The following is a 24812-nucleotide window of genomic DNA, read 5'->3' on the forward strand; positions in this document are numbered from 1 at the left end:
ATACAAAACCTCCAGTAGTATACGTTTCTTAAGTAATAATTTATCCTAAACAGCTGCTTTTATGAGATACAAGTAAAGATTAACACTTTAAGTGAGGGCTATATTAAAAGAAGTGTAGAAAGCTGCATGTTTTTAATGGTAAATTATTTCTCTTGTCCTTTATCATAAAATTTAATTGATCCTGAAAAAAGCAAAGAGAATATTCTCTTTGCTTTTTTCTTGGCTTTAATATTTACTGCTCTTTTTCTGGTGCCATTTCAACTTTACCTGGCCAGAAAGCAAATTTTCCTAAAACCGTAGTAATCGCAGGTACAAGGAATGGTCGCACAATAAATGTATCTAACAAAACACCTAAAGCTGTGATAATTCCGAACTGAACCAGAACTTGAATAGGCAGTGTTGCTAGAACCGCGAAGGTAGCAGCTAAAATGATTCCAGCTGATGTAATAACACCGCTTGTTTCGCTTACGCCTTCTTTAATTGCTTGCTTTAATGGCATGTGCTTCTTTTTCTGCCAGATGCTTGAGATCATAAAGATATTATAATCCTCACCTAGCGCCACTAAAAATACAAATGCGTATAAAGGAATCGCTCCTTGGATAGCATCTGCCCCCATGATGTTGTGAATAATGAGCCAGCCTAATCCTAAGGCTGCACTGTAGGACAAGATAACCGTTCCAACCAAGTAAAGCATGGCTACAATGGAACGCAAGTAAGCTAATAGCAGGAGTGATATAAAAATAATAATTAATGGGACAATGATACTGTCGTCTTTATCGCTCGTGGTCATCGTGTCATACTGTGTAGCTGTTTGACCGCCGATCCATACTTTGGATTTGACTGCGGAAACTCCGGACTGTGACAGTGCCTTTTCAGCTGCATCTCTCAAGTCTGGAATAGCTTTTATTGCTTCTATACTATATGGATTCACATTAAACGTGACGTCATATACTTTTAAATCCTCATTATTTGTACCACTTTGAGGTGCAGAAACGGTACTAATAAGGTGGTTTTTCTTTAATGCTTTTTCAAGGTCAACCGATTTTCCTTCCGTATCAATGACTACTTGTGCCGGTGCTAGTTCACCAGGAGAGTAAGCATCAGAGATAATGGTAAATCCTTCACGAGAAGGCATATCTTCAGGGAAAGAAGACAATAAATCATATGTGTACTTGATTTGACTTGAGTAAATGGACAAAGCTCCAAAAAAGACTAGACAAGCTACAATGATTGTCCATGGTTTAGTCGTAACCACATTACCAATCCAATTCCCGAAACGGTTTTTCTCTTTTCGGTCACGCACCGGTTTTCCTTTCTTTTTCGCCGATTCCTCTTCCATTTCAGGAGTACGAGGAACGAAAGGATAAAAAGAACCTCTTCCCATAACCGAAAGCAGGGCGGGAATAAGTGTTAAACTTGCTAATCCCATAACTAGAATAGATAAGCTAAAAGGGATTGCAAAACGGTGGTAAGCACCGTATTTTGCTACAATCAAGGCCAGAAGAGAGATGACAACTGTAAATCCACTCATAGCTATAGCACCTGAAGCACCTTTAAAGGCGTTAATAAGTGCTTGTCTCTTATCTTTTACTTTGCGAAGCTCATCCCGATAATGAGAAATTAAAAATAAACAATAGTCTGTTCCTGCTCCAAATAACAAGACCGTCATAATGGATATGGACTGCGAGTCAACCGTAATCCATTCTTTATCTGCCAAAATACCGAGAATCGGACTCAGAACCCCATAGGCAAAACCTACACCGATTAAAGGAATAATCGCTAAAATTGGGGAACGATAAATTACAAGAAGTAAAATTAAGACTAATAAAACTGTCGCGATTAGTAAGGAAACGTCTGCTCCTTCAAATAAGCTGGTTGCATCTACTTGAATTCCTACAGGTCCGGTAACGCGCGTGCTTAGCTTATCTTTTGCATCGATATCTGTAGCAAAAGAATCATATGAAACCTGTTCTTTTACTTGTTTTTTAATCGTGTCTAGATTTTTTTCTAGTACATCCGTTTCAACGTTTTCTTTAAAGAAAATGGGCTGTACAAGCGTTGTACCGTCCTTCGAAATCATATTTTGTAAAGCTGCTAACGGTAATTTGTGCAAAGGCGGAGTAGACGTTTGTTCTTCTAACGGTTTCTTTTCTAAATCTGCCGCCACTTGCTGAATAGATTTTAAGTCATCGGTATTCAAACCTGAATCTTTATGCCATGTAAGCAGGGCAGGAACCCCTGAAGAGTTAGGGAATTCTTTCTTTATGAGATTTTCAGCCTCTACAGAAGATGAATTCTCACTTAAGTTTGGTGCATTGTTCACTTCCGTTTTATTAACGGCAGGCCAAGCAATTGTTAGAACTGCAGTTGCCAGAATCCATACGGCAATAACAACCCAACGACTCACTTTTCCAGTCATCAATCGGCTGAATGTTGCTAAAAGTGATTCTTTCATTAATTCTCCCTCATTTCCAAATCTGTTTGTTTCTATTACAATATATATAGAACCTTCAATAATTATATATACCAGAAGGTTAATTAATCAACTAGTTTAAATGTGCCAATTTCTTGAACTAGAAGGAGGGCCCTTATGAATACGAATCAGACGCCGAAAAAAAAGCCTGGCAGACCTAAAATAACAACTGAAAATAATATAACAAGAGAGCAAATTTTAAAAACAGCTGCCCATCTCTTTATGGCATATGGATACGAAAAAGTTTCAATGGAGCAAGTGGCTGAAGCAAGCGATGTGACCAAGGCCAGCGTTTACTACTATTTTAAAAATAAGGCAACTTTGTTTACCGTTTCGGTATCAAGTATGTTCCAACGTATCACAAAACAGACAGAGAAATTATTACAAAACTCCAAAGGGCTGAAACACAGATTATATGAGGTAACCTTGGATCATTTAAAAAGACCGCATATTGATTTTGAAACATTATTGCAAGAAGCGACTTCTTCGCTTACAGAAGGTCATATTCATGAAATTCGTGAAGCGGAGAAAGCGATACATGAGGCATTAGAGAACGTATTCAAGCAAGCTGCAAACAGCGGAGAAATCGTCGTAGCAAGTCCAAGATTGCTTGCGCATACATTTTCCACGGTAACAATGATTCGGAACAAAAAAGAATTAATTACAGAATTAGGAGGCCCTGAAAAAACGGCTCAGGCTCTAGTGGATCTTTTTTGGGTAGGGATTAGTCCTAATTAATTTTCTTATTCCACTATAAAAACCGGCTGTAACATATTGGTTAATATGTTACAGCCGGTTTTTTTATTGTTCACAGGTACTTCTTGAGAAAAGGGGAAGGGCATAACAATAATAGGGTGACTTTCTAACCTATGTAAGTATGTTGACATAAACTATTTACTGACATACTGGAACTCGTGTTTATGTTTATCTTAAGAGATGTTCAATTGTTGATTAGTGTTAAAAAAATGAAAATCTTATCTTTTAGAGTTTACTGTAGCATATATGGTTATTCTATTGTAAACAAAACCTTTAGTATACCAGCTTACATTTTGGAAAGGAGAAAAATGGATGGAATCTATTTGGCTCGAATACGTATGGGCATTATTGATTCTAATCGGGTTAGAAGGATTATTATCAGCTGATAATGCTCTTGTACTAGCAGTTATAGCTAAACATTTACCCGAGGATCAGAAGAAAAGAGCGATTAATTACGGAATTCTTATGGCATTTATTTTTCGATTTGGAGCTCTTTTTGCCATTTCATTTATCGCCAACGTCTGGTGGATACAGGCGATAGGAGCAGCTTATCTTCTGTATTTAGGTTTAAAGCATGTCATTAAGGCACGGTTTGGGAAACACAATGAGAATATTCATAATGATGATGAAAAGGAGTCTGCTGGAAAAGGGTTCTGGCCGACGGTGGGGAAAATTGCGTTAGCCGACCTAGCTTTTGCCATTGATTCTATTTTAGCTGCGGTTGCTATAGCTCTCGGACTTCCGGATTCACAGTTTGGAGAAATCGGCGGTATGGACGGAGGGCAGTTTGCAGTTGTAGTTCTTGGAGGGATTGCAGGTCTTATCTTAATCAAGTTTGCAGCGACCTGGTTTGTAAAACTCCTTGAAAAGCGACCTGCTCTAGAAACGACAGCATACGCCATTGTTGCCTGGGTAGGGGTGAAACTTGCTGTTATTACTTTTGCGCATAAAGATATTGGTGTCTTAGATCCTCATTTTCCTCATAGCACTATCTGGACTCTAATTTTCTATGGAGTATTAGTTGGTATTGCTCTATTAGGTTGGTTTGCACCGGGCAATAAGTCATCAGAAAAATCATCGGCCTAGAAGGTAATCGAGTGTAATGCGCACCCTGAATTCACCAATCATCCTTACTCTTTCCGTCCAAATGGATCCTCATTTCAGCATTTAAAAGGATGTTTAGATTCTATAGAAAAGTGAGTTTTGTTGTTTCAAGCGTAACGATCAAGTGCGTTAATCCAAGCCGGGTTAACGCATTTTTTAATTGAAACTATTGCGCAAGCGAACCGGATTATTTTATTTATTATTTTTGTTAGTTTTAATATTCCTGTTTCTCTTTCTAAAATTTCAAAAAAATAATCAATACTTGTTTAAATGGAAATGGTTTGGGAATATAATTCACAAGTCAAAAAAATGACAAGGAGGATGCAAACATGGCAAAGGGACTAGCTATGCACGAAACGCTAGAAGTTCATGAAATCTTAACGCTTAAAACATCATGTGTAACAAAAGGAACAGCTATGTTGGAATTGGTAGAGGATGAGGATTTAAAAAAGATTCTTGAAGAAGATGTTCAAACATCTACTGAAGCGATTAAAGAATTGAAAAAAATCTTAAAGAAAGCTCAATAAATAGGAGGGGTAGAAAAATGGCCACTAAAAGTACTCTTACTAAAACGTTAGATGATCTTGCTATCGCGACTGATTTATTATTATCAGCTAAGAATGGTGTACGAACATACGCGGTAGCGCTTACAGAAACGGCGACGCCTGAAGTTCGAAAGGTATTAAAAAAGCAATTAGATAAAGCCATCGAGCTTCATGAAAAGATTGCCCAATATATGATTGATAATGAAATGTATCATGCCTATGATGTAGAAGAACAAGTAAATCACGATTTAAAAAAGGCAGATAAAGCGTTAGATTTAGCGAAAGGTTAACTAAAATTCCCCCTCTGACAATAGAGGGGGAATTTTTTCAAGGTTACATAAAAAGTTCTCTTTCGATATTTCTACAAAGGAAAAGAAGTCTATATTTTATTCTCTTAGAAGTAGATAATTTACCCCATTTTATACAATATTTAGATGATATTTTATAGTCTTTTATCCCATATCCGAATAAATTGGTTTTAATTGGCTGCTGAAGGATACACCTATTAGTAGAACGACATATTCTATGGGGATAGAGGAGGAGAAAATAGTGAAGGAAATTAAAGTAGCAGAAAATAGTGGTCAGGCAAATAAGTTTATTGAAGAGTTTTTTGCCAACGGGTTTAGTAAAAGTGAAATTTATTTATTGACCTATAATAAAGAGCGCTCGGAATATTTAACAAATACAACAAATACAAAAGAATATCGAGCTTCTGAACAAGGAGTTTTTGAATCTGCAGTTAATAAGTTATTTTCTCGTGAAGATGAACTTCATTCTAAAATGGCCTCGTTAGGTTTAACCCAAGAAGAAGCTAAACAATGTGTCGGTGAAATGAAACAAGAACGTATAATCATTATTGCAAAAAAAGATGTGTAATGATTTTTCCTTGCAATAACTTTCGAAGAAACTAAGTGATCGAGAACTATTAGTAAATCATACTAGCATGTTGCTTTATATATAATATTTGTTCTTCTGTACGAAGGGTTTATGAATCGGAAAGATACTGAACGCAAAGTATATTACTAGAGTCGTTTACTAATCTCATATGGAGGTGAAAGGATAATGATTCAATTTTTTGGTATCCACATAGGGACGTTATACTTTCCTACAAGTATCCTTCTAATTACTTTATTAGTTTTAGTAGGTTTTATTATCTATTTTCTTAGTAGAAGAAAAAGAAATAGAGATCAAACGATTCATTCAAATGAGAATAGGGTAAAGGGGAAAAGATAAAACTCTGTAAATGATCTAAAAGAAGAATTAATATATTTCGTCATCAAAAAGAATTCCCGTTTGAAGTGAAAATAAATTATCCTAATCCTACAGTTCCTGATACAGCCTTACACCATGATTTAACTCGTGAGAAAGTATGATTTAAATAAATGCAGAGAGGGCCCTTGAATTTCTAAGGGCTGTTTTTATTTTTGTTCTGTAAAGGACAGACGACCTTTTAATCTTCTATTTTCTTACTATTTCTTATTTATAACTTCAAAAGAAACTTTATTATCGTTTTTTAAGATCTTAAACAAGCAATTGAACCCTTGATAAATTTGAAATAGTAGTCTAACCTTCATATTAAGGAGTGAAAATTATGAATGAAAACATTTCGGGTATTGATTATCAGGAAGTCATTGAATATGCGTTAGATCCACTCATTATTCATTCAAATCATAAGATTATATATGTTAACCACGCAGCTGAACATTTTTTTAGAGGAAAAAGGGAAGATATTATAGGTGCAAGTCCCTTAGATATATTTCAAGAAACATCTAAAGCAGCAATAAGGAAAAGAATCCAATCTGCTTATGAACGCCCAGCAGAGCTCATTGAGGAAACCATATTTAGATTGGACGGGACAACTGTTAATGTTGAATTATATTGTCATCCCTTGCTGCTGGGGGATAAAAAAGTAATCCAAACCTATGTGAGAGATATTACGGTAAAAAAAGAGAGTGAAACAAGACAAAAAGAAATAATAAAGCAAATAAATGAACTGTCTACAACCCTTGTTCCTCTTTTAGAGGGAATCGCTGTACTTCCCTTAGTAGGATCCATAGATGAGGAAAGAGCAAACCAACTTTTAATGGCCGTTCCAGTAAAAGTGCAGACGCAAAATGTAAATTGTTTAATTATAGATTTTTCCGGTATTTATACATTGAATTCAATTGTAACGGAGCATCTTTTTAAAATTAATAGCGTTATGTCACTACTTGGAGTGCAATGTATTTTAACAGGATTAAGGCCAGAATTATCTCGCTCTGCTGTACAGCTAGGTATTAATTTAGATTCTACCCGGACAATGGCTACTGTAAAAAATGCACTTCATTTTTTAGGAATTACTTCTAGTAAATAATCTGTAAAATGAAAATAACTAAAGCCACTTTTACGTTTTTAAAGATACATATGATATGAATCTTTAGATGGTGCTAACCCTTTCAGAGGAAGTTTCTAATTAAAGAAATAGTGGCATCGTCTTTCCGGTTTCGTGCTGTTTTAAATATTTTTAGATGGTTTTTTAAATTAGATTTGTATTTTGTATACATTAGAAAAACCAAAGAAACTCCTGAACATATACCAGGAGTTTCTTTGGTTTAAAATAACATATTGTGCAATCGCACGTTTGTTAAATAAAAGATAGAAGAATCATTGAATCGCTTTCTTCAGTTTAAGATCTTGTATAAAGCTTCAGAAGCGTTATCTATATCATAATCGTTATAATTTAAGGTTTTTTGATCCGTAAGTGTAGTGATTTGAAAAATCTTAGATGTTTTACAATACGACAGTTCCAGTACTTGAGGAATGGTATGAGTAATAGCACTATCCTCGTATTGAACAAGAGTATAAAGCGTTTTTTTTATTTCAAGTATATTCATAAAAGTACCTCTTTCCATTATAAGGAAACTCAGGGTACAAAGAGACCATATAATTTTAATTTATGTTCTTTCTCTATTGTAACATATGAACGTATAGAAAAATACCTGCCGAGAACAGACAGTATGATAACTGCAATTGTAAATTCTATGCACTTCTAATCCTGCTAGCTGATCAGTTAAAAAGGCGGCTATCAACAGAACATGTTCTTCTTATAATAGAATTACCTTAAATAGATTTAATAATAAAAAAAGAGTAGATTATAATCTACTTTATTGCTTTATAAACAACTGGTGAGGAAAGTTTAATCAATGTAGATGGCTGCCCAAAAGCCATAGATTCATCAATGAATGTTTCAAGAGATTGAACGGAATTAGTTAAAACTTTTACTAAGTAGTTGTATTGACCTGCCAAACGATGACATTCGATAACTTCAGGGTGTTCTTTGCAATATTCTACGAATTGCTTGCATTTTGTATTGCTGTATAAAATAAAAGCAGTTACAGGTTTATTAAAATTTTCAGGATTAATTATTGCTCTATATCCATCTATTATATTTTTTTCTTCAAGTTTTTTTACCCTTTCATTAACAGCAGGGGTAGATAAACCAACCAGCTTTCCCAACTGTGGAACGGACAAACGAGCATTCTCTTGTAGATGTAGTAATATATTTTTATCAATTTCATCCATAAAACATACCCCGCTTTAAATTATAAATTAAAATAGTAGGTTTTCCGTCAATATTAAAGTTATTACTTAGTAATACAATGAGAAACATATGTAAAAATAGAAATTTATAGAATACAATTTAATTATATCAAAAGGAGGGATTTAATGGCTTTAGAAATGAGAAATACATGCGAAAAGTGCAATAAGAAACTCCATAATAGCTCTGTTGCTTATATCTGTACACATGAATGTACATTTTGTGATAAATGTAGTGAAAACGCGATGTATATTTGTCCTAACTGTGGAGGGGAACTAGTTAAAAGACCAAGGGGTAAAGAACATTCGTTAAGTTGCTCACTGAGCTTGTCATAAATTTAGAGACAACACTGTATAGATAGTGCAGTCAAAACAGCTACGATCAATGGGGTGGGCATTCAGCAGCGAGCCGTAACAGGTTTAAGTACGGAACAAATTATAAAGCATCATAGTGAAAGTTTACATGTTCATTACAATGTTGTACACTTTTCAATTGTCAGAAATGCAGAAGAAGACTTGTTTCGTCAGACACATTATTCTTATAGGTAACTAATTGCACGAAGACAAAGATTTTTAGAGTGCTGAAAATCGAATTCAGTAATCGATTGATTTATAGATAAAACAAAAGGTAATAGCACATAACTAAAATAAAGCCCTAAAAGTGTCTAATCGACGCTTCTTAGGGCTTTATTTCTGCCAATCATTGTGTCTCAATCGGTTTTTATTAAGCAGGAAAGCCTCCTGTTGGCGGTGGCCATGCTCCGTTTAATCTTCTCATAATGACAATTTCACCTAGATGATAGCTGTTGTGAGAAGCAATATTACGCAGTAATCCCCCTGGGGTCTCACTTGGCCAAGCATCCAGAGGTTCTTCGATTGCTAATGTATCAGCTAAGTGACAAGCTTCGTCAATTCCATCACAAAAATGCTGGATCGTCTTTTTCCATTCTTCCTCATCAGACGGAGCTGGATGTTCGGGCCAGCTTTCACTCACACTTTTCGGTTTTTCGGGGTTTTCTCCTTTAGCAAGGGCAAGTAAAAAGTCTTGCCAATAGCTCATATGCTTCACTAATTGATAAATAGAATAAGGTAATTCCTCTTGTTTATGTGAAGCAAGCTTCATATTAATATCAGTTATTGCGTTAATCGTCGGAAGATGACCTCTTTCACCTCGCAGTGATTTGATAAGCGCATCACGAAATGCTGTATTCGTTTGTGTCATGTTTTTTCCGGCCTTTCTTTTTCAAAGTATTAAGCTTGTAACAGTTTAACACAAATCAGTTTAATATATGTACTTCTGTGATTAACGTTTTACTATAACAAAGCCACTAAAATAAATAGTATCAATCACAATTTTTTGTTTGTAAGTCGCCTTTAAATGACGAAATATGATTTAATATAAAATATATAGAAATAAATAGAAAAAGGTACCCTTTATGGAAAGTGAAAAAGATTATGTGATTTTGAGAAAGACGATAACAACTCTTTCTACAAGCTTTATTTTAGCTTACCTTTTGGCAATAACAGGTCTGGTTCAACAGCTAACTGATGGAGAAGAACTATTGTATCATACTGGAAATGACATGGCAGGGTGGTTCCTTGTATATCTTTTTTATGTAGGTGCAGTTATTGCTGTATACGGAAATTTTGTCTCAGTTATACTGGACGCTATTCGAAAGAAATGGCTTCCCAACATGAGGTGGCTATTTGTCTTCTTCCACGGCATATTAGGCTTAATTAACGGTTTGTTTTTTCAAGATACATATTTGGCTTATTACGGGATGGCAGCTGCTATGTTATATGCATGTATAGATTGGTGGGTAGAAAGAAGAATTGACAGGGAAAAAAGTACAAAAGTATTGCTAATTATACCTCTTATTCTTTTACTTCTCAGTTGGAGTATATTGGAAGCGATATCACCTAGTCTTCCGCCATTTACCAAAGAAGATGCCATAGAGTTTGTGACAACTGGTGAAGGAACAGATATTGATTTATTTCCTGATACAGTTGGAACATGGAAAGGAACGTTTGAGGGATATCACGTTCAAAGAAGCACTCGTGCTAAAAAAATAAATAAAGAGTTATACCTTGTGACCTTTGAAGAAAACTGGACCAAAGGGAAACGAAAAGGACACTATGTAATGTCTTATAAAGTAGATCGCAGCAGTGTCTCAGGGTATGGCGGAAGTGGCACAACACCTCCTTATTATGAGAAGGTATTACAACAATAAAATAGTAAAAATTAAGTTTATGAATAAAGGAGCTTTGATCTATGTCTAAAATTTCTCTAGCAGAGGCTGTGAAATTGAAAAGTGTATTACCAAAACGAATACATGAATTAGAAGAAGAGATGGACCGTGTTGCATTGGTGCCCTTACTTATAAGTTAAGTAAGGGCCTTATTTATCTTATTTTTATTAGAAAGCTTTCAGTATAATAACACCTGTAATAATAAGAGTAACCGAGATAATCTTTCTTTTGTTTTTTGATTCCTTAAATATATAAATACCTAACAGCGTTGTACTAACAATCGTCAGCCCTGCCCATATAGCAAAAACGATTCCCATTTCAAAATAGTGTGTCGTTAGAGAAATAAAATAAATACAAGCAATGAAGAGTAGAAATGCGCCTATCGTGGGAACAGTTTGTCTAAAGCCTTTAGATAGTTTTACACACATTTGCCCTGCAATGCCTAAAACTAAGCCAATCGTTAAAAATACGTATCCCATTACGCTGTCCTTCTTTCTTTAGAGCTCCCTTTAATGTTAAGAGAAACTGCACCGATTATAATAAGAGAAACACCTAAAATTTTAGATAAGGAAATAGTTTCATCAAAAAAGATGATACCTGTGACAACAACAAGTACGGTTGCTCCTCCTGCATACAAAGCACTTGCTACTCCTACTTCACCTTTGGCGTTAAGTAGCATATAAGCAGCAATTGAAGAACAATAAAATAGTATGGCGAAAACAGTAGGAACAAAGTTTGTGAATCCATTTGTAAGATTAAGAAAAAATACTGCGATTACCTCCAAGATGATGGCAAGAAACAATAGTAAATAAAACAATCAGATTTCCTCCTTTCAGTCACCTCATTTTAAGAACTTTACGTAATTGCTACTAAATAATTGCAGTAGCAATCAGATGTCATTATTTTATCTAGAGCTTGATATCTTGTAAAATAATGATAAATGATTGTAGATATCACTATTATTAATACCTAAATGAATGTAAGTGGAAAGGAGGATGTTTATGGAAGTAGAAGATATACGCATATTTATGGCTGTAGCAGAATACGGCAGTGTAAGCCTTGCCGCTGATAAGCTAGGCTATGTCCAACCAAATGTAACAGCACGTATTCGGTCTCTTGAACGAAAAATTGGACACCCATTGTTTCATCGTCACAGACGAGGAATGACATTAAATGTAGAAGGTCGAAAACTTTTAACATATGGAGAACAAATGATGCGGCTGATGGATGAAATACAGAAAGCATTTCAAGATGAGCGTAACCTTGTTGGATCATTATGTATTGGGTTAGTTGAAACGGTAGTAGGGTTTCCTGAAATCATTTCTTCCTATCATAATAAGCACAAAAATGTGGATATTTCTTTAGTATCAGGAGTAAGTACACAATTAATAGAGAAAGTTCTTAAGTTTCAGTTAGACGGGGCATTTGTAGCAGAACCAGTAAATGTGTCAACGCTTGATCAAATTCCGGCTTTTGATGAAGAAATTGTACTTGTATGCAGTGCAAATGAAAAAGGGAAGAAGCAGATTCAGTCTGCCAAAGAGTTACTACACTTACCATTCATTTTATTTAATGAAGGCTGCCAATATAGAGAAAGACTACAGCAATGGTTAAAAGACGAACAAATAATATCACCAAAAATTATGGAATTTGCTACACTTGAAACGATTATGGGGACAGTAGTTTCTGGTCTGGGTGTGACACTTATAGCCCGGTCATTAGCGGAGAGATATGAGAGGGAAGGGTTAGTACAACTCTTTCCAATACCTGAACCTTACAGAAACCTCAGGATTGTGTATGTTCGTCGCTCCGACTCCTATCTAGGAGTAACTGAGCGTGAATTTATAAAGACAATCAGCGAAGTAAGAGAAGGGGAAAATCAGCGAACGAATTGAATCGATTATAGAAGATATAAACGAACACACGATTGTAGAAAGAGTTGACTCGGACGAAGTAGGAGGGCTAAAGATCTTTTTATCTCAAGGTTATTTATTAGAGGTGTTTCCGAATACGTCAGAAGACGATGAATATAGTGAGTTCTGGAGACTTTTCAACCGGAAGGAAGGCAGCCCTCACTTTGTTGACACAGGAAATGGTGTTAAAAACGAGTAATCGCATAATTAAAGAAACGAAAAAAGCACAAACCCGTTGGAACCAAACGTTTTTGTGCTTTTTTCTTATTTTATAATTGAGTTACATATAATCATAAGCGGAATCATCAAAATAGAGCCAGTGATAATATTCAACCTGCGGATCTGTCATCTTCGAAACTTCTTCTTCATTGAATTTTTGATACTCAACTAATTTCTGCACTTTAGAATTTCTTTCCACTTGGCTCATTTTAAATCCTCCTTATAGTTTGAGAAGTAACAATGTATTTAAATATAGAAAGCGTTTTCTTTTTCTTGTTTTTATTATATATCTCAATATGAGATTAAAACAATATCAATTATAGATGATTTTTCAAAAAACAATATAGAAATGGTATTATGGCATCCGATTGGGACAACAAGGCTTCTGCAATCAAAATTAAATAATAGGTGATTCCCAATGGCAAGGCTAAAAATTTTTTGTTAGTATTGTTGCTTAATCCCCAAAAAACATTATGATAACTAGCTCTATAAATTAGAAATAAAGCTAGCTGTGTTAAGCTAGCTTTATATTTTTTATGCTGTTTTCCAGAGCTGTAAATTTTCAACTGTCGTTCACTTTGTTATAAAAACTCTTTAACATTTTCATCATGTTACGCCCTGAAGTTCTTGACATTTGATTATTATCTTCATCATCATGAGTACTCAGGTACCAACTTCCTTTGTTATCTTCATTTAATCTATATACCTTATTGGTTCTACTATCTGTATAAAAGTTTCCATCCTTAAGTCTCACACAATCCCCCCTCTACCAAGTGTCTATCCTGTATTATGCCCAAGATATCAATTTTATGAAAAATTTCATATACACAAAAACAGCAGGTTTCTTAATGCGCTTATTATTTTGTAAGTAATCTACAGAGGTGCAAAAATGGTGAAAGTCCATTGAATTTATGTACTGCTAGTAAACCTTAAATTAGTTCTTAATGATATACATATATTTCCATTTTAAAATTTTATCTATTTTTCTGTATTTGCTATCTTCGGTTCTGTGTGTTACGCTTAGGTTAATTATTTTTGTTCGGTGTAGGATTGAGAGAAGAGAAATCTCTTCCATAGAAATTTTCATCTTAAGATAGTATGGTTGGACAAGGGTAGTAATACAAGTGTGGACTATTCCACACCAGGAGGCACTATTATGGAACAAGGTACAGTAAAATGGTTTAATGCAGACAAAGGCTTCGGTTTTATCGAAATTGAAGGCGGAGACGATGTATTCGTACATTTCAGCTCTATTCAAGGTGAAGGCTTTAAATCATTAGAAGAAGGTCAAAAAGTAACGTTTGACATCGAACAAGGCCAACGTGGAGCACAAGCTGCTAACGTTCATAAAGTAGCATAATTAAAATGAGTAAAAAAGACTCCACCTAGGAGTCTTTTTTTACTTTTGATTTCACTAGCTAGCAAAAGACATATTATATCTCATTTTAAAATCTCGTTATAATAGAAAAACCAGCGTTTTAAGTCTGGTTTCTGGGTCATACGTAGGGTACAAGGTATGAACTAGTTAACCATACACTAGAAATACAAAGCAAATATGGCATGTTTGTTTGGTAAGAAGTTTACTTTCAGTTAAAGAAGTGCCGTAATTTTTTTATAGATTTATACAACAGATGGACATGAATTATTTTTGATGGGGATTAGGAGACGCATCTAAAAGCCGTTCTCCTGTTCTCATTTTATGGCCACATAAAGGACACTTTTGCTGTTTTTGATAAGAGAAATTTTTTCTCATCCAACCATTACATTCTTCTGATTCACATTCCCAAATCTCTATTTGTTCTTTAGGTAAGGGCTCTTGATTTTTTTTCCTATGGTTATAATACATAACTACATCATCCCTCCTCCTAAATAGTATACCTTTTAAAAAAGAAATAGTGAGAACCATATCTTTCTAAATTAAACCACACTTTATAGATCCTATAAAAATTTATAAATACACGGAAGCGCGGATAAAATAAGGCATGAATTCGCCTTGTATAGATACGCTAAAATAAGATGTTCGTGAATAATAACACTGATTTCCAATACGCAGAAATGAATAAATAATATCTCTCGTTAAAGAGTACTTTTCTCATTTCTGAATTTAAGTAAGAGAAGGAGCACGAAAAAATGAAAAAATTTTCTGATTTTAATTTAAGCAAGGACATTGAAAAGGCAGTTCATAACTTGGGTTTTGAAGAGGCTACGCCGATTCAGGCTGAAGCTATTCCGATAGCTATGACGGGTAAAGATCTAATTGGACAAGCTCAAACCGGTACTGGAAAGACAACAGCTTTTGGTATTCCCCTTATAGAGCGGGTTGAGCTTGGTGAAGAAGGGATTCAGGGAATAGTCTTAGCACCGACACGTGAACTGGCTATTCAAGTAGCAGAGGAGTTAAATCGAATTGGACAGGTAAAAGGAGTTAAAACGCTACCCATTTATGGAGGCCAGGATATTAATCGTCAGATTAAAGCCCTTAAAAACAGACCGTATATTATCTCGGCAACCCCAGGACGCCTTAAGGACCATATGAAGCGAAGAACCATTCGTTTAAATCATATTCGTACAGCTGTTCTGGATGAAGCAGATGAGATGTTAAATATGGGCTTTATTGAAGATATCCAAACGATTCTTGGTGGCATCTCTTCTCCCCATCAAACTTTACTATTTTCAGCAACTATGTCGAAGCAAGTACAAAGTCTAGCCCAGAAATTTATGAACGATCCTGAACTGGTAAAAGTAAAAGCGAAGGAGTTAACGGTAAAGAACATTGAGCAGCAATATATGGAAATTCCAGAGAATCGAAAATTTGATGTTCTTTGTAATCTTGTAGACCTTCAATCACCAGACCTTGCTATTGTGTTTGGACGCACAAAAAAACGTGTGGATGAACTTGCTGAAGGACTAAAAAAGCGTGGGTATGCAGCAGAAGGCATTCATGGAGATCTTACACAATCCAAACGTGCCGATGTAATTCGTCAATTCAAGAATCATACGATTGAGATTATGGTTGCAACCGACGTTGCAGCAAGAGGACTTGATATTACAGGTGTTAGCCATGTCTATAATTTTGATATTCCTCAGGACCCTGAAAGCTATGTTCATCGTATTGGCCGAACAGGACGGGCAGGTACTAAGGGATTGGCAGTTACCTTTATAACTCCAAGAGAACGTAATCATTTAAAAGTGATTGAAGATGTCACGAAAACCAAAATGTCTAGACAATCACCTCCTACTTCTAGTGAGGTAATGGCAGGGCATCAGGAAGCAATCATTCACCAGGTTTTGACCGCTATCGACAAAGGGGAGTTTGTGGAATATAAGCCAATGGCGGAAAAGCTATTAGAAGAAGTGGATTCTGTTTCTTTACTGTCAGCCACTTTAAAGCTCTTAACAAAAGAATCAAATATGACCTCTGTCCAATTGACTGAAGTGGCACCACTTCGTAATAAAAAGGCAAAAACAGAGCGTAAGAGAAATAGAGGGAGAAAAGAAACAGTAGGCCGTAAAAAAACATATAGAAAATAATACCTGATTATTTTTGATGCGAGAAAGGATAATGGCTATGAGTGAGAAAATATTTAGTAATGGAGAAATAGTAAATATAAGAGTATCAAATGAATTAGTGACAATCTTAAAAAGTCATTATGTAAAAAACATGAAAAGATACTCTTATACAGTCGACAAATACCCAAGTACCTTTTTCTTTGAAGAAGAGTTAAAAAAACGTGAACTATAATTATTGATGAATAAGTGTTGATATAAAAATCTTTTTAAGTAAAAACAGACTCTGAAAATAGAGTCTGTTTTTTAGTATGGTTTCTTATGCTTTATTTACGTTTGTCGCTTGTGGTCCACGTTGTCCCTGTTCGATATCAAAAGTCACTTCTTGACCTTCATCCAAGGATTTAAAACCTTCACCTTGAATAGCTGAGAAGTGAACAAATACATCTTCTCCACCTTCGCGCTCAATAAATCCAAAACCTTTGTCAGCATTAAACCATTTCACTTTACCGTGTTCCATTTTTTATTGCCTCCTAAAATATAGAAAATAAACCAGATTATCATTAAATCTAGCTTATTTATTATATTATCCCAATAGAGACATCTTAAACTTAAATTAATTTGATCTTTTTAACTTTCTTTATCATCACTCATTCCATTAAAATGTAATAAGGGTATGACTATATACATCATAATGAGGTTCTGGTGCAAAACCTTCAAAATATTTATAAGTGATCTTCTAAACATGGAAATGATAGAAGTCGAGTATTAGCCACTGTTCACACAATTATTAAGGGCATTGTATTCATAAATATGAACCTAAATTAGATGAGAGAGCACAATGGAACCGGTCTTTCCTAAAGAAAAGGAAGTTCACTCAAAAAAATTTTGAATAGTGGCGTAAAAATACATTCTATTAGATAGGAATCTATATACCTTTTTCATATAAATACAACCTTCGCACTAAAATCCGTAAACTTGTTTCCAAATAAAAAATGACGCCGTTTTAGGCGCCATTTTTTATAGAATAGAGAAGGACACACCCTAAGCACGGGCGGTACTCTTAACACATCGTCTTGATTTGATAATACCCAGTGTTTAAATTTAATAAACCTTTGGTTATGACGCTTTATGCAGAATATCTACGTTTACCTTTTTAGTAAACATAAGGTTTCTTAGAGTCATCAAGTAAAAGAGCCCTTACAGGTGCAGTGTTTTATGAAGAAATTTCAAATAATACTGGATATTATTAAAATTATTTATTAAATTTCTTTGGAAACTGCTTCACAACTCCCGCAGATATAGTATCTGCCATTAAGATAATATGTGAGACTCCTTCATCAATTGCAACGATTCTTGCCTCCCAATCTTTTTCTAAGCTTGCAGATAAATCATTTGTCACTAATTTTAGATGCATATACAGTAATTTTTTCAAATCTTCATTTTTTAAATAAGGGTTGGCCTGGCTAAGGAACGCTGCTATATCATCAGCATTTCTATACCATTCTTTGTTTAATTGGTTCACCAAGGCTTTCTTTCCCGTTTTAGCCGCATCTACAATCTTGCCAGCAATCACAATATGTTCCTTGAGCAAATCCGTAAGTTTATTCCCAGCTTTCTCTCCGTATATCGGCTTTACAGCATTCCCGATATCTTCTTGATTTTTTAATAACCTTGCCAACACCTGTTTTTGGTCTTCTGACCCTGCTGTTGTTGCACTTGTAATATAATTGCTTGTCCACAATACATGATCCATCCAAAGACTTCTGAATTCATTTTCAAACTTTACCTGAGATTGACTAACACGATGTTCTTGTGTTTGAGCACGAGTACTACTTGGGTCAACCAGCATGTTTAGCGAAAATAACAAAATAAATCCCATCCATAACAATTTTTTCATAAAAGCTGCTCCTTCCAATCTAAATAATCCGTCTTATTATTTGTATATGGCATTTTTCACATTCCTCAAAATGTTATTTTCTAATAATAATTCTTTATAGAGTACTACCACACTCCCAATCAGCTCACACGGATGAAGGGTTACAGAGGATACCTTTCTATAAGGTGATAGTAGAGAATTCGAAATTTTAGGCTCTTGTATTTATACATTCATAAATATTATTGCTTGTCTCATATGTTTATATAAAACTCTAGAAGAAAAAGAGGTGAAAAATGTGAAGCATATGCTAATGGTATGTAATCAGCATGTGAAGGAGGGACTTATTGGTCTTAAAACCCCCCATGTAAAGAAGATTCACTACTCTACATGTACCTGTTCTTTTTGTGAGAGAAGGGCTAAAATCAAAATCTTTTATTCCATTCCTCAAAAATATAGTAAAACCAATTTTTATGTGAGCTTAAGCATGTCCAGACATAAAACAGAATAACTTAGAATGAAACTAATTTACAATTATATATAGGAGGATTAATAATGACTAATGCATTTGTTGCACAATCCTTAGATGAAATTCGTTTTTGGTCAAGGATTATGAAGGAACACTCATTGTTTCTTCGATTAGGTTTTAGATGTGAGGATACACAATTAATACAGGAAGCGAATCAATTTTATCGTTTGTTTGAAGATATTGAACAACGCTCTCATTCATTTACTAATCAAACAGATCCGGAGCAAATGAGAAGATTTAATTCGGAAGTCCAACAAGCAGCCACAGGTATATTTGCATTTAAGAGAAAAATTTTAGGTTTAATCTTAACCTGTCAACTACCGGGCTCAAATAACTTTCCTCTTTTGGTTGATCATACTAGTAGAGAAGCCAACTATTTTAGAAAACGATTAATTGAATTAAACGAAGGGAAATTGAAGCCGCTAGCTGATGCCATTATAAAGGAAAATGTCTTCTTTTTAAGAATTATGGCTGATCATGCCCAATTTATAGGCCATCTTCTTGATCCATCAGAAAGAAAACTTGTAGATATGGCGAGAAACTTCAGTCACGATTTTGATCAATTAGTTTTTCAAGCAAGAGATTTAGAGTCTATGAAGCCTCAATCTCAAACGGTACCTCTTTTGGATCAATTTCTTGATCAGAATCGTGTTTCCGTGGCTTCCCTTAGAGACTTTAAAAAAACAGCAAGAGATTTAATTGAGGAATGTAGAATTAAAAGTATTATTCATCCTCTTTTAGCTGATCATGTTTTTCGAGAGGCTGAAAGGTTCCTTCATATTATCGATATGTTTGAAAAGAATCTTCAAACACAAAAATAATACATTGATGTTTCCTCTTTACAAATCTTAATGACTTAATTTAAAAGGCTTCAGCTTTTGAGGGAGCCTTTTTTTGTTCACTAACAAAGAAACAGTCATTGAGGTTTAATTTCATTCCAATTTTTTTGACTCATCCAATTATTTATACATTCTCTAAAAAATGTATTTAACATAAGAACCTAATGGCAACACTATAAACAATAGTTAGTGAATAGGATAGTTAGTGAATAGGATTTCCTTGCATATATTTGGGATTTTTGCGAGTTAAAACTAAAAAAATGAGATAAAGATTAATGAGCTATTCCTTTCACATAAGCTTGTCACAATACTATCTAAAGAGAGGTCGAACAATATGAAAGTGACCGACACACTTGTTCAATGTTTAGAAAATGAGGGAGTTGAATATATTTTCGGAATACCCGGTAAAGAGACCTTGGATTTTATTGATTCTTTATCAAGCTCTAAACAGATTCAATTCGTGAATGTGAGGCATGAGCAAGGAGCTGCTTTTATGGCAGATGTATACGGAAGGTTAACAAACAAAGTAGGGGTATGCTTATCAACATTAGGCCCTGGAGCTACTAATTTATTGACAGGTATATCTAGCGCAAAGCTAGACCATTCCCCTGTTGTTGCTTTAACAGGACAGGCTGCTTTGGGAAGGCAGCATAAAGATTCGCATCAGTATATGGACATTATCAAAATGGTGGAACCGGCAACGAAGTGGGGTGTTCAGATAAAAGATGCACAAACGCTTCCTGAGATTATTCGAAAAGCATTTAAAATTGCACAAATGGAAAAGCCAGGACCCGTAGTAGTAGAATTGCCAGAAGACTTAGCAACTCAAATCGTTCCCATTAAACCTATTTTACCTACATCTATACCCGTAAGCATACCTATATTGGAGTCCATTCAGGCTGCCAATACTCTTATTAAGCAGTATAAGAAACCTTTTGTTATTATCGGTAACGGCGCTGTTAGACAGGGAGCCGTGGATGAGCTTCAACCATTTATTGAACGCCTTCAATCACCGGTTACCCATAGTTATATGGCTAAAGGTGTATTGTCTAAAGATCATCCACAAAATTTCTTTACGTTTGGATTTAATGAAAAAGATGAAGTGCTCGCAGGCTTAAAGGAAGCTGATCTACTTATTGTAATTGGGTTTGATTTTGTCGAAAGGTTACCCAAAGAATGGAACACGGAAAAAACACCAATTTTACATATAGATACTTTACCCGCAGAAATAGATGAATATTATCCTATAGAAGTGGAATTGGTTGGAGATATAAAGCAGACTTTACGAGTATTCAATCAGCTGGATATTCCTTCTAAACCATGGATTCCCTCTGGCAATCTCCAGAAACATATTAAGCAATCCTATCACATTGAAGAGAAAAAGATAGACAGCAATTTGCTGCCTTTGACAATCGAGAATATCTTGCATATTATCGACAAGCTCTCTTCAGAGAAAACAATTGTGATTTCAGATGTAGGAGCTCATAAAGTATCTATAGCCCGAACTTACCAACCCAAAAACCCTAACAAGTTTATTATATCAAATGGTCTAGCTTCCATGGGTATTGCTTTACCAGGCTCAATTGGAGCTAAACTAGCCTGCCCTAATGATCCAGTTATTTGTATTACTGGAGATGGAGGAGCTTTAATGAATTTTGCTGAAATAGAGACGGCAAAGCGCTTAGGGCTTTCATTCATCATTATTGTTTTAAACGACTCTACATTAAAAATAGAACAGGAAATGATGAACAAAAAGTTTGGTAAGAGCTATGGAGTAACTTTTACAAACCCGGATTTTGTTCAACTGGCAACCAGCTTTGGAATTAAAGGAGAACGGGCAAATAGTTTAGTTGAATTTGAAAATATAATGAAAAGAGCCTTAAAAAATTCAGATAAGATTGTCCTAATTGATGTTTTTCTAAAAAGCTGATTGCGATTTCTCCATTATTTTAACGAGTTATCTCTGTTACGGGATTAATTTGTAGATTCACTAGGAAATAAATGTTTTTGATTTTTTAAAATAAGCTAAGCTGAGTTCAACCCAAATCCAACTATAGAGGAAATCAAATAAAAAAATAAAGCCAGCAGTAGAAAGAGAAAAATTCTTGGAAATCACGGGACCTAGTACTGGGAATTTGAAAACGCACAATAAGGTAATAATCCCAACAGTTAATAGGGTGGCACCACTTATAATAATGTACAATCTCTTTTTAAAAAAGTAAAAAGATGCTCCTATGCCCATTCCCAATATTCCTGTTGTAAAAGGAAAAATAATAAGTTCACTTGGCTGGATAATCAGAAGAAGCAGATTTGTTAGCGTATAAGTAATAAATCCTAGAGGGAGCGAAAGTATAAAACAAAAAAGAATGGGTGCAGTAGACAACGGACTAATAAAAAATCCTATTCCTGGTAAGAAACCTCCTGCTGATTGAAAAAAGGCTGCTAAGCTGGCGAAAAGAGCGCCTGATACAAGCTGCTTAGTTTTAGATAGTCTATTAAAAAAAAGCTGCGCAGATTTTACTTCATTTGAAAGAGACTTTAAAAAGTACATGAATTTCACCTCGGTTAACTGTTTTTACATTATAAGGGGTTAAAGAATAAGGGGTTAAAGAGAGATTTAGATCATTGTCCGATATATCAACTCTTACATGTAATATGCGAAGAAATTAAGAGGGAGGACTAATAAGTCGCATTTATTTTTACAGGAATAGGTCGCATCCATTAAGATAAATTTCTTTATCTTTCTAAAGGTATGTACTGTAGCCCATAAAATGAATCTTTTATGGGCTTTATTGATTAAAGGCTTTCTTATTTTCTAGAAAGTTCATTTGTTCATTCCTATAAAATAACTGGTGAAAAAATTAAGCTGTAATTTTTGGAAGAAAATCAATGCCCAGTCGAATTTTATAAATATAAATCATGGAACAATTTCAAAAACAGTACCTTGATTAAAGTCAGACACTTTCATAGAGTCATAAACTCCTAAATAAAGCCTGGTTTGATCCAGGTTCGTTCCCAAACTAACGTAGTAAGCTGATTGAGAACCAAAATTATAATCAATTTCCACAACACTAAAATCATTTAGCTTACAATCTGTACCTGCCCTGGTACAAGCCAAAACTCCTCTAACTGGGGATTGAGATTCTTTAACCTGTGCAATATCCGTAAACATAACGCTTCCTGTTAAGTAAGGGATTTTATTCCCCATATATGGCTGAACTCCTGTAAGGGAGGTCCCCAAAAATTTATTGGGGCGGGGATCTTTATGAAAATAACTAGTTAAAGGCTGAAGACGTCTCACTGAAGTTTTTACCGCTTCATTGTAATAAGCAATTATTTTCTCATCCAAGGCCGGATTTTCAGAACATCTTTTTATAAACGAAGTTGGAAAATCTCCTTCCCATCCCCGCCACCCAAGGTTAATAAATCCTTCTTGGCTGGGTTTAGCTCTCATTAAAGAAGCTTGAACAAGTTGAGGAACAGGTATTGGCTTATACTGAACAAATGAAAAAATCGACTCTACCACGTCTTGTCCAACATTTCCCACATATTTGATGTACTGATTATAAAATTTTTGAAATGAAATGCCCGTTATATTGCGAACACCCTTAGCAATGAGCGTAAGAGTTTCCTGAATAGGTGAGGGGAGTTCACTAAAACGTGTGACTGCGGGTGGATTATGGATAAATGTATTCTTACCTACATCAATTTCAATTATTTTACCGTAAATTTCCATATCATCCTGACTTAAGTTAAAGGGGGCATAGCCTGATCCGCCATCTCCGATTGTTAAGATAAGTTTTCCAGTTTCAGGTGAAAAGTTTAAGCTGTTGACACCATTATGATTAAAAAATGGTCTTCTTAAGTTAAGTATCGTCCGTCTTTTTTGAGGCTGAGCATTTGGTTGGAAAACCCATTCTTCCACTGTATCAATATGATCATATTGAGTTTCTCTATTTATCCACCTTAAGTTTGAAGTTTTAGGATCACACGGGTTAGGACTATAATGTTCGGAAAGTGCACCTGGGCCTTGTGTTCCAGCTACTGAGTAATAAAGATAAAACAGACCGTTATAATAAAATTCTGGATGAAACGCTAGCCCTAGCAATCCTCGTTCATCATATCCTCCGCGAGAAACACCTGGTTCAGACGTACCTAATTTTATGATTCGTGAGCGAATATCTAAAAAAGTCTGTATAGCTTCGTCTCTTATGTAAAAGATCTCTCCTACTTGGGTTGCAATAAATAAGCTTTCAAATGAGTCACCAGGAAGTATAGCTGTTTTCAACACGGTAGGTAAATTTATCTTACTAACAATAGGCCGTAAACTAACCTTAGCTTTTATCAACTAACTTGACACTCCTTTTTATTGTTTTCTTTTATAAGAATATGATTGTAACTGTTCTATTAGTATCAATACTATTTTATAAAGTTAGGTAATTTAACTAAGAGACCTAATTGAGAGGCTCTTTTTATAAAAATTATCCATTCCTGATTACGCCTGCTATTTTCTTCTCTTAGCACTCACGCTTCTCTCAACGTTCATAACTATTTGTGCTTTCCAGAAATTGAAATTAAGGAAAAATAATACTTCATTCACAAAAAAATAGTGATATTATTTTATGAATTGGAAAAGAATATGGCTTATGAAAGGAGTGAATGCAAATGTCTATGAAAAAGTGGTTAATGGGATTAGTCGCTTTGTTTGCGATGGTTATCGGTGTGATGACTTCAGGATCACTCGGCGTTTTGGCCGAATCCGACGTGGTAAGACAGAAAGCCATAGAGGTTCAGTTGAACGATGATTACTTTAATCCAGAAACCATCACTATCCCGAGTGGAAAAACGACAACATTGATATTGAAAAATGAAGGTCAGAAAGAGCATACCTTCACAGTAGAAAAACTCGGAATTGACGCTGAAGTCCAGCCTGGAAAAGAAAAAACCATTACCGTGAAACCACAAAACCCCGGTACATATGAACTGATATGTAGGTATCATTTTAATAGTGGAATGGTGGGGAAAGTGATAGTCAAATAACAAGCAGGGCCAATCGATCTCTGCTTTTCGAAGTGAATATAGCATTATTTTTCCATAGAAATAAAAAAAGGGCTTTAAATTTAAAGTCCTTTTTATGTTTCGCTGATTTAATTGAAAAAACTAATTCATTCATTTTATATTGGAGTTAAAATTCTTTATTTTTATTAGCATAAACATTGCCTTTGT

26 protein-coding genes are annotated in these 24812 nt (G+C 34.9%); 14 read left to right on the top strand and 12 right to left on the bottom strand.

The features are described 5' to 3' along the window. Nucleotides 1-232: 232 nt before the first annotated feature. Complete coding sequence (locus JNUCC25_RS08560; protein ID WP_454223102.1) at nucleotides 233-2455, bottom strand: MMPL family transporter; 2223 nt, start codon at nucleotides 2453-2455, stop codon at nucleotides 233-235. Between the two features lie 135 nt (nucleotides 2456-2590). On the opposite strand from JNUCC25_RS08560, the gene JNUCC25_RS08565 reads away from it, so the two are divergent. The 6 genes from JNUCC25_RS08565 to JNUCC25_RS08590 all read left to right on the top strand — a co-directional run bounded on the left by JNUCC25_RS08565 (nucleotide 2591) and on the right by JNUCC25_RS08590 (nucleotide 7231). Then, nucleotides 2591-3211, top strand: a complete 621-nt coding sequence (locus tag JNUCC25_RS08565) for a TetR/AcrR family transcriptional regulator (RefSeq protein WP_013056391.1) — start codon at nucleotides 2591-2593, stop codon at nucleotides 3209-3211. Nucleotides 3212-3541: 330 nt separating this feature from the next. After that, complete coding sequence (locus JNUCC25_RS08570) at nucleotides 3542-4315, top strand: TerC family protein (RefSeq protein WP_053487090.1); 774 nt, start codon at nucleotides 3542-3544, stop codon at nucleotides 4313-4315. Between the two features lie 347 nt (nucleotides 4316-4662). Then, complete coding sequence (locus tag JNUCC25_RS08575; protein ID WP_013056393.1) at nucleotides 4663-4860, top strand: hypothetical protein; 198 nt, start codon at nucleotides 4663-4665, stop codon at nucleotides 4858-4860. Between the two features lie 17 nt (nucleotides 4861-4877). Then, nucleotides 4878-5168: a spore coat protein gene (locus JNUCC25_RS08580; RefSeq protein ID WP_013056394.1), complete on the top strand. Its 291-nt coding sequence runs from the start codon at nucleotides 4878-4880 to the stop codon at nucleotides 5166-5168. 259 nt (nucleotides 5169-5427) lie between these two features. Next, complete coding sequence (locus JNUCC25_RS08585; RefSeq protein WP_013056395.1) at nucleotides 5428-5754, top strand: general stress protein; 327 nt, start codon at nucleotides 5428-5430, stop codon at nucleotides 5752-5754. Between the two features lie 715 nt (nucleotides 5755-6469). Then, nucleotides 6470-7231, top strand: coding sequence for a PAS domain S-box protein (locus JNUCC25_RS08590; protein WP_013056396.1), 762 nt, complete (start codon nucleotides 6470-6472; stop codon nucleotides 7229-7231). 307 nt (nucleotides 7232-7538) lie between these two features. Here JNUCC25_RS08590 and JNUCC25_RS08595 read toward each other — a convergent pair whose 3' ends face one another. Next, the gene (locus JNUCC25_RS08595) at nucleotides 7539-7751 is read right to left on the bottom strand and encodes a hypothetical protein (RefSeq protein WP_029324376.1); all 213 of its coding nucleotides are present in this window, start codon (nucleotides 7749-7751) and stop codon (nucleotides 7539-7541) included. Between the two features lie 265 nt (nucleotides 7752-8016). Further along, complete coding sequence (locus JNUCC25_RS08600; protein WP_029324378.1) at nucleotides 8017-8439, bottom strand: Lrp/AsnC family transcriptional regulator; 423 nt, start codon at nucleotides 8437-8439, stop codon at nucleotides 8017-8019. Between the two features lie 144 nt (nucleotides 8440-8583). On the opposite strand from JNUCC25_RS08600, the gene JNUCC25_RS08605 reads away from it, so the two are divergent. Then, nucleotides 8584-8790: a DUF1272 domain-containing protein gene (locus JNUCC25_RS08605; protein WP_081085204.1), complete on the top strand. Its 207-nt coding sequence runs from the start codon at nucleotides 8584-8586 to the stop codon at nucleotides 8788-8790. Nucleotides 8791-9178: 388 nt separating this feature from the next. On the opposite strand, the gene JNUCC25_RS08610 is transcribed toward JNUCC25_RS08605, so the two are convergent. After that, nucleotides 9179-9676 (bottom strand): DinB family protein, encoded by a 498-nt coding sequence (locus tag JNUCC25_RS08610; RefSeq protein WP_029324379.1) that lies wholly within the window; start codon nucleotides 9674-9676, stop codon nucleotides 9179-9181. 214 nt (nucleotides 9677-9890) lie between these two features. On the opposite strand from JNUCC25_RS08610, the gene JNUCC25_RS08615 reads away from it, so the two are divergent. Next, nucleotides 9891-10685, top strand: coding sequence for a hypothetical protein (locus JNUCC25_RS08615; RefSeq protein WP_140456729.1), 795 nt, complete (start codon nucleotides 9891-9893; stop codon nucleotides 10683-10685). A gap of 185 nt (nucleotides 10686-10870) precedes the next feature. Here the strand turns inward: JNUCC25_RS08615 and JNUCC25_RS08620 are convergent, their stop codons facing one another. Then, entirely contained in the window at nucleotides 10871-11182 is a 312-nt protein-coding gene (locus JNUCC25_RS08620; protein WP_013056401.1) for a DMT family transporter, read from the bottom strand. Beyond that, nucleotides 11182-11520: a DMT family transporter gene (locus JNUCC25_RS08625; RefSeq protein WP_013056402.1), complete on the bottom strand. Its 339-nt coding sequence runs from the start codon at nucleotides 11518-11520 to the stop codon at nucleotides 11182-11184. The genes JNUCC25_RS08620 and JNUCC25_RS08625 overlap by 1 nt, the downstream gene beginning before the upstream one ends. A gap of 184 nt (nucleotides 11521-11704) precedes the next feature. On the opposite strand from JNUCC25_RS08625, the gene JNUCC25_RS08630 reads away from it, so the two are divergent. After that, nucleotides 11705-12598, top strand: coding sequence for a LysR family transcriptional regulator (locus JNUCC25_RS08630; RefSeq protein ID WP_029324383.1), 894 nt, complete (start codon nucleotides 11705-11707; stop codon nucleotides 12596-12598). A gap of 298 nt (nucleotides 12599-12896) precedes the next feature. Here JNUCC25_RS08630 and JNUCC25_RS08635 read toward each other — a convergent pair whose 3' ends face one another. After that, nucleotides 12897-13043, bottom strand: a complete 147-nt coding sequence (locus tag JNUCC25_RS08635; RefSeq protein WP_013056404.1) for a BH0509 family protein — start codon at nucleotides 13041-13043, stop codon at nucleotides 12897-12899. Nucleotides 13044-13991: 948 nt separating this feature from the next. On the opposite strand from JNUCC25_RS08635, the gene JNUCC25_RS08640 reads away from it, so the two are divergent. Beyond that, a complete protein-coding gene (locus JNUCC25_RS08640; protein WP_013056405.1) occupies nucleotides 13992-14195 on the top strand; it encodes a cold-shock protein in 204 nt (67 codons plus the stop codon). Nucleotides 14196-14477: 282 nt separating this feature from the next. Here JNUCC25_RS08640 and JNUCC25_RS08645 read toward each other — a convergent pair whose 3' ends face one another. Next, complete coding sequence (locus JNUCC25_RS08645; RefSeq protein ID WP_013056406.1) at nucleotides 14478-14681, bottom strand: cold-shock protein; 204 nt, start codon at nucleotides 14679-14681, stop codon at nucleotides 14478-14480. Between the two features lie 284 nt (nucleotides 14682-14965). Between JNUCC25_RS08645 and JNUCC25_RS08650 the strand changes: the two genes are divergently transcribed. Then, nucleotides 14966-16366, top strand: a complete 1401-nt coding sequence (locus tag JNUCC25_RS08650; RefSeq protein ID WP_029324387.1) for a DEAD/DEAH box helicase — start codon at nucleotides 14966-14968, stop codon at nucleotides 16364-16366. A gap of 295 nt (nucleotides 16367-16661) precedes the next feature. Here the strand turns inward: JNUCC25_RS08650 and JNUCC25_RS08655 are convergent, their stop codons facing one another. Then, on the bottom strand, nucleotides 16662-16862 hold the full coding sequence (locus JNUCC25_RS08655; RefSeq protein ID WP_013056409.1) for a cold-shock protein: 201 nt from the start codon (nucleotides 16860-16862) through the stop codon (nucleotides 16662-16664). A 735-nt stretch (nucleotides 16863-17597) separates the two neighbouring features. Further along, nucleotides 17598-18242 (bottom strand): glycosyl transferase, encoded by a 645-nt coding sequence (locus JNUCC25_RS08660; RefSeq protein ID WP_029324389.1) that lies wholly within the window; start codon nucleotides 18240-18242, stop codon nucleotides 17598-17600. 531 nt (nucleotides 18243-18773) lie between these two features. Between JNUCC25_RS08660 and JNUCC25_RS08665 the strand changes: the two genes are divergently transcribed. Together JNUCC25_RS08665 and JNUCC25_RS08670 are read left to right on the top strand one after the other, a co-directional pair. After that, nucleotides 18774-19568, top strand: coding sequence for a DUF2935 domain-containing protein (locus JNUCC25_RS08665; RefSeq protein ID WP_013056411.1), 795 nt, complete (start codon nucleotides 18774-18776; stop codon nucleotides 19566-19568). A gap of 352 nt (nucleotides 19569-19920) precedes the next feature. Continuing rightward, nucleotides 19921-21516 carry an acetolactate synthase large subunit gene (locus JNUCC25_RS08670; protein WP_064471534.1) on the top strand — a complete coding sequence of 532 codons (1596 nt, stop codon included), beginning with the start codon at nucleotides 19921-19923 and terminating at the stop codon, nucleotides 21514-21516. Between the two features lie 60 nt (nucleotides 21517-21576). On the opposite strand, the gene JNUCC25_RS08675 is transcribed toward JNUCC25_RS08670, so the two are convergent. After that, complete coding sequence (locus JNUCC25_RS08675; RefSeq protein ID WP_064471535.1) at nucleotides 21577-22137, bottom strand: hypothetical protein; 561 nt, start codon at nucleotides 22135-22137, stop codon at nucleotides 21577-21579. Between the two features lie 366 nt (nucleotides 22138-22503). Further along, on the bottom strand, nucleotides 22504-23934 hold the full coding sequence (locus tag JNUCC25_RS08680; RefSeq protein WP_454223110.1) for a PQQ-dependent sugar dehydrogenase: 1431 nt from the start codon (nucleotides 23932-23934) through the stop codon (nucleotides 22504-22506). A gap of 317 nt (nucleotides 23935-24251) precedes the next feature. On the opposite strand from JNUCC25_RS08680, the gene JNUCC25_RS08685 reads away from it, so the two are divergent. Then, a complete protein-coding gene (locus JNUCC25_RS08685; protein WP_029324398.1) occupies nucleotides 24252-24626 on the top strand; it encodes a cupredoxin domain-containing protein in 375 nt (124 codons plus the stop codon). Nucleotides 24627-24812: the final 186 nt, after the last annotated feature.

The sequence above is a fragment of the Priestia sp. JNUCC 25 genome (assembly GCF_053667915.1).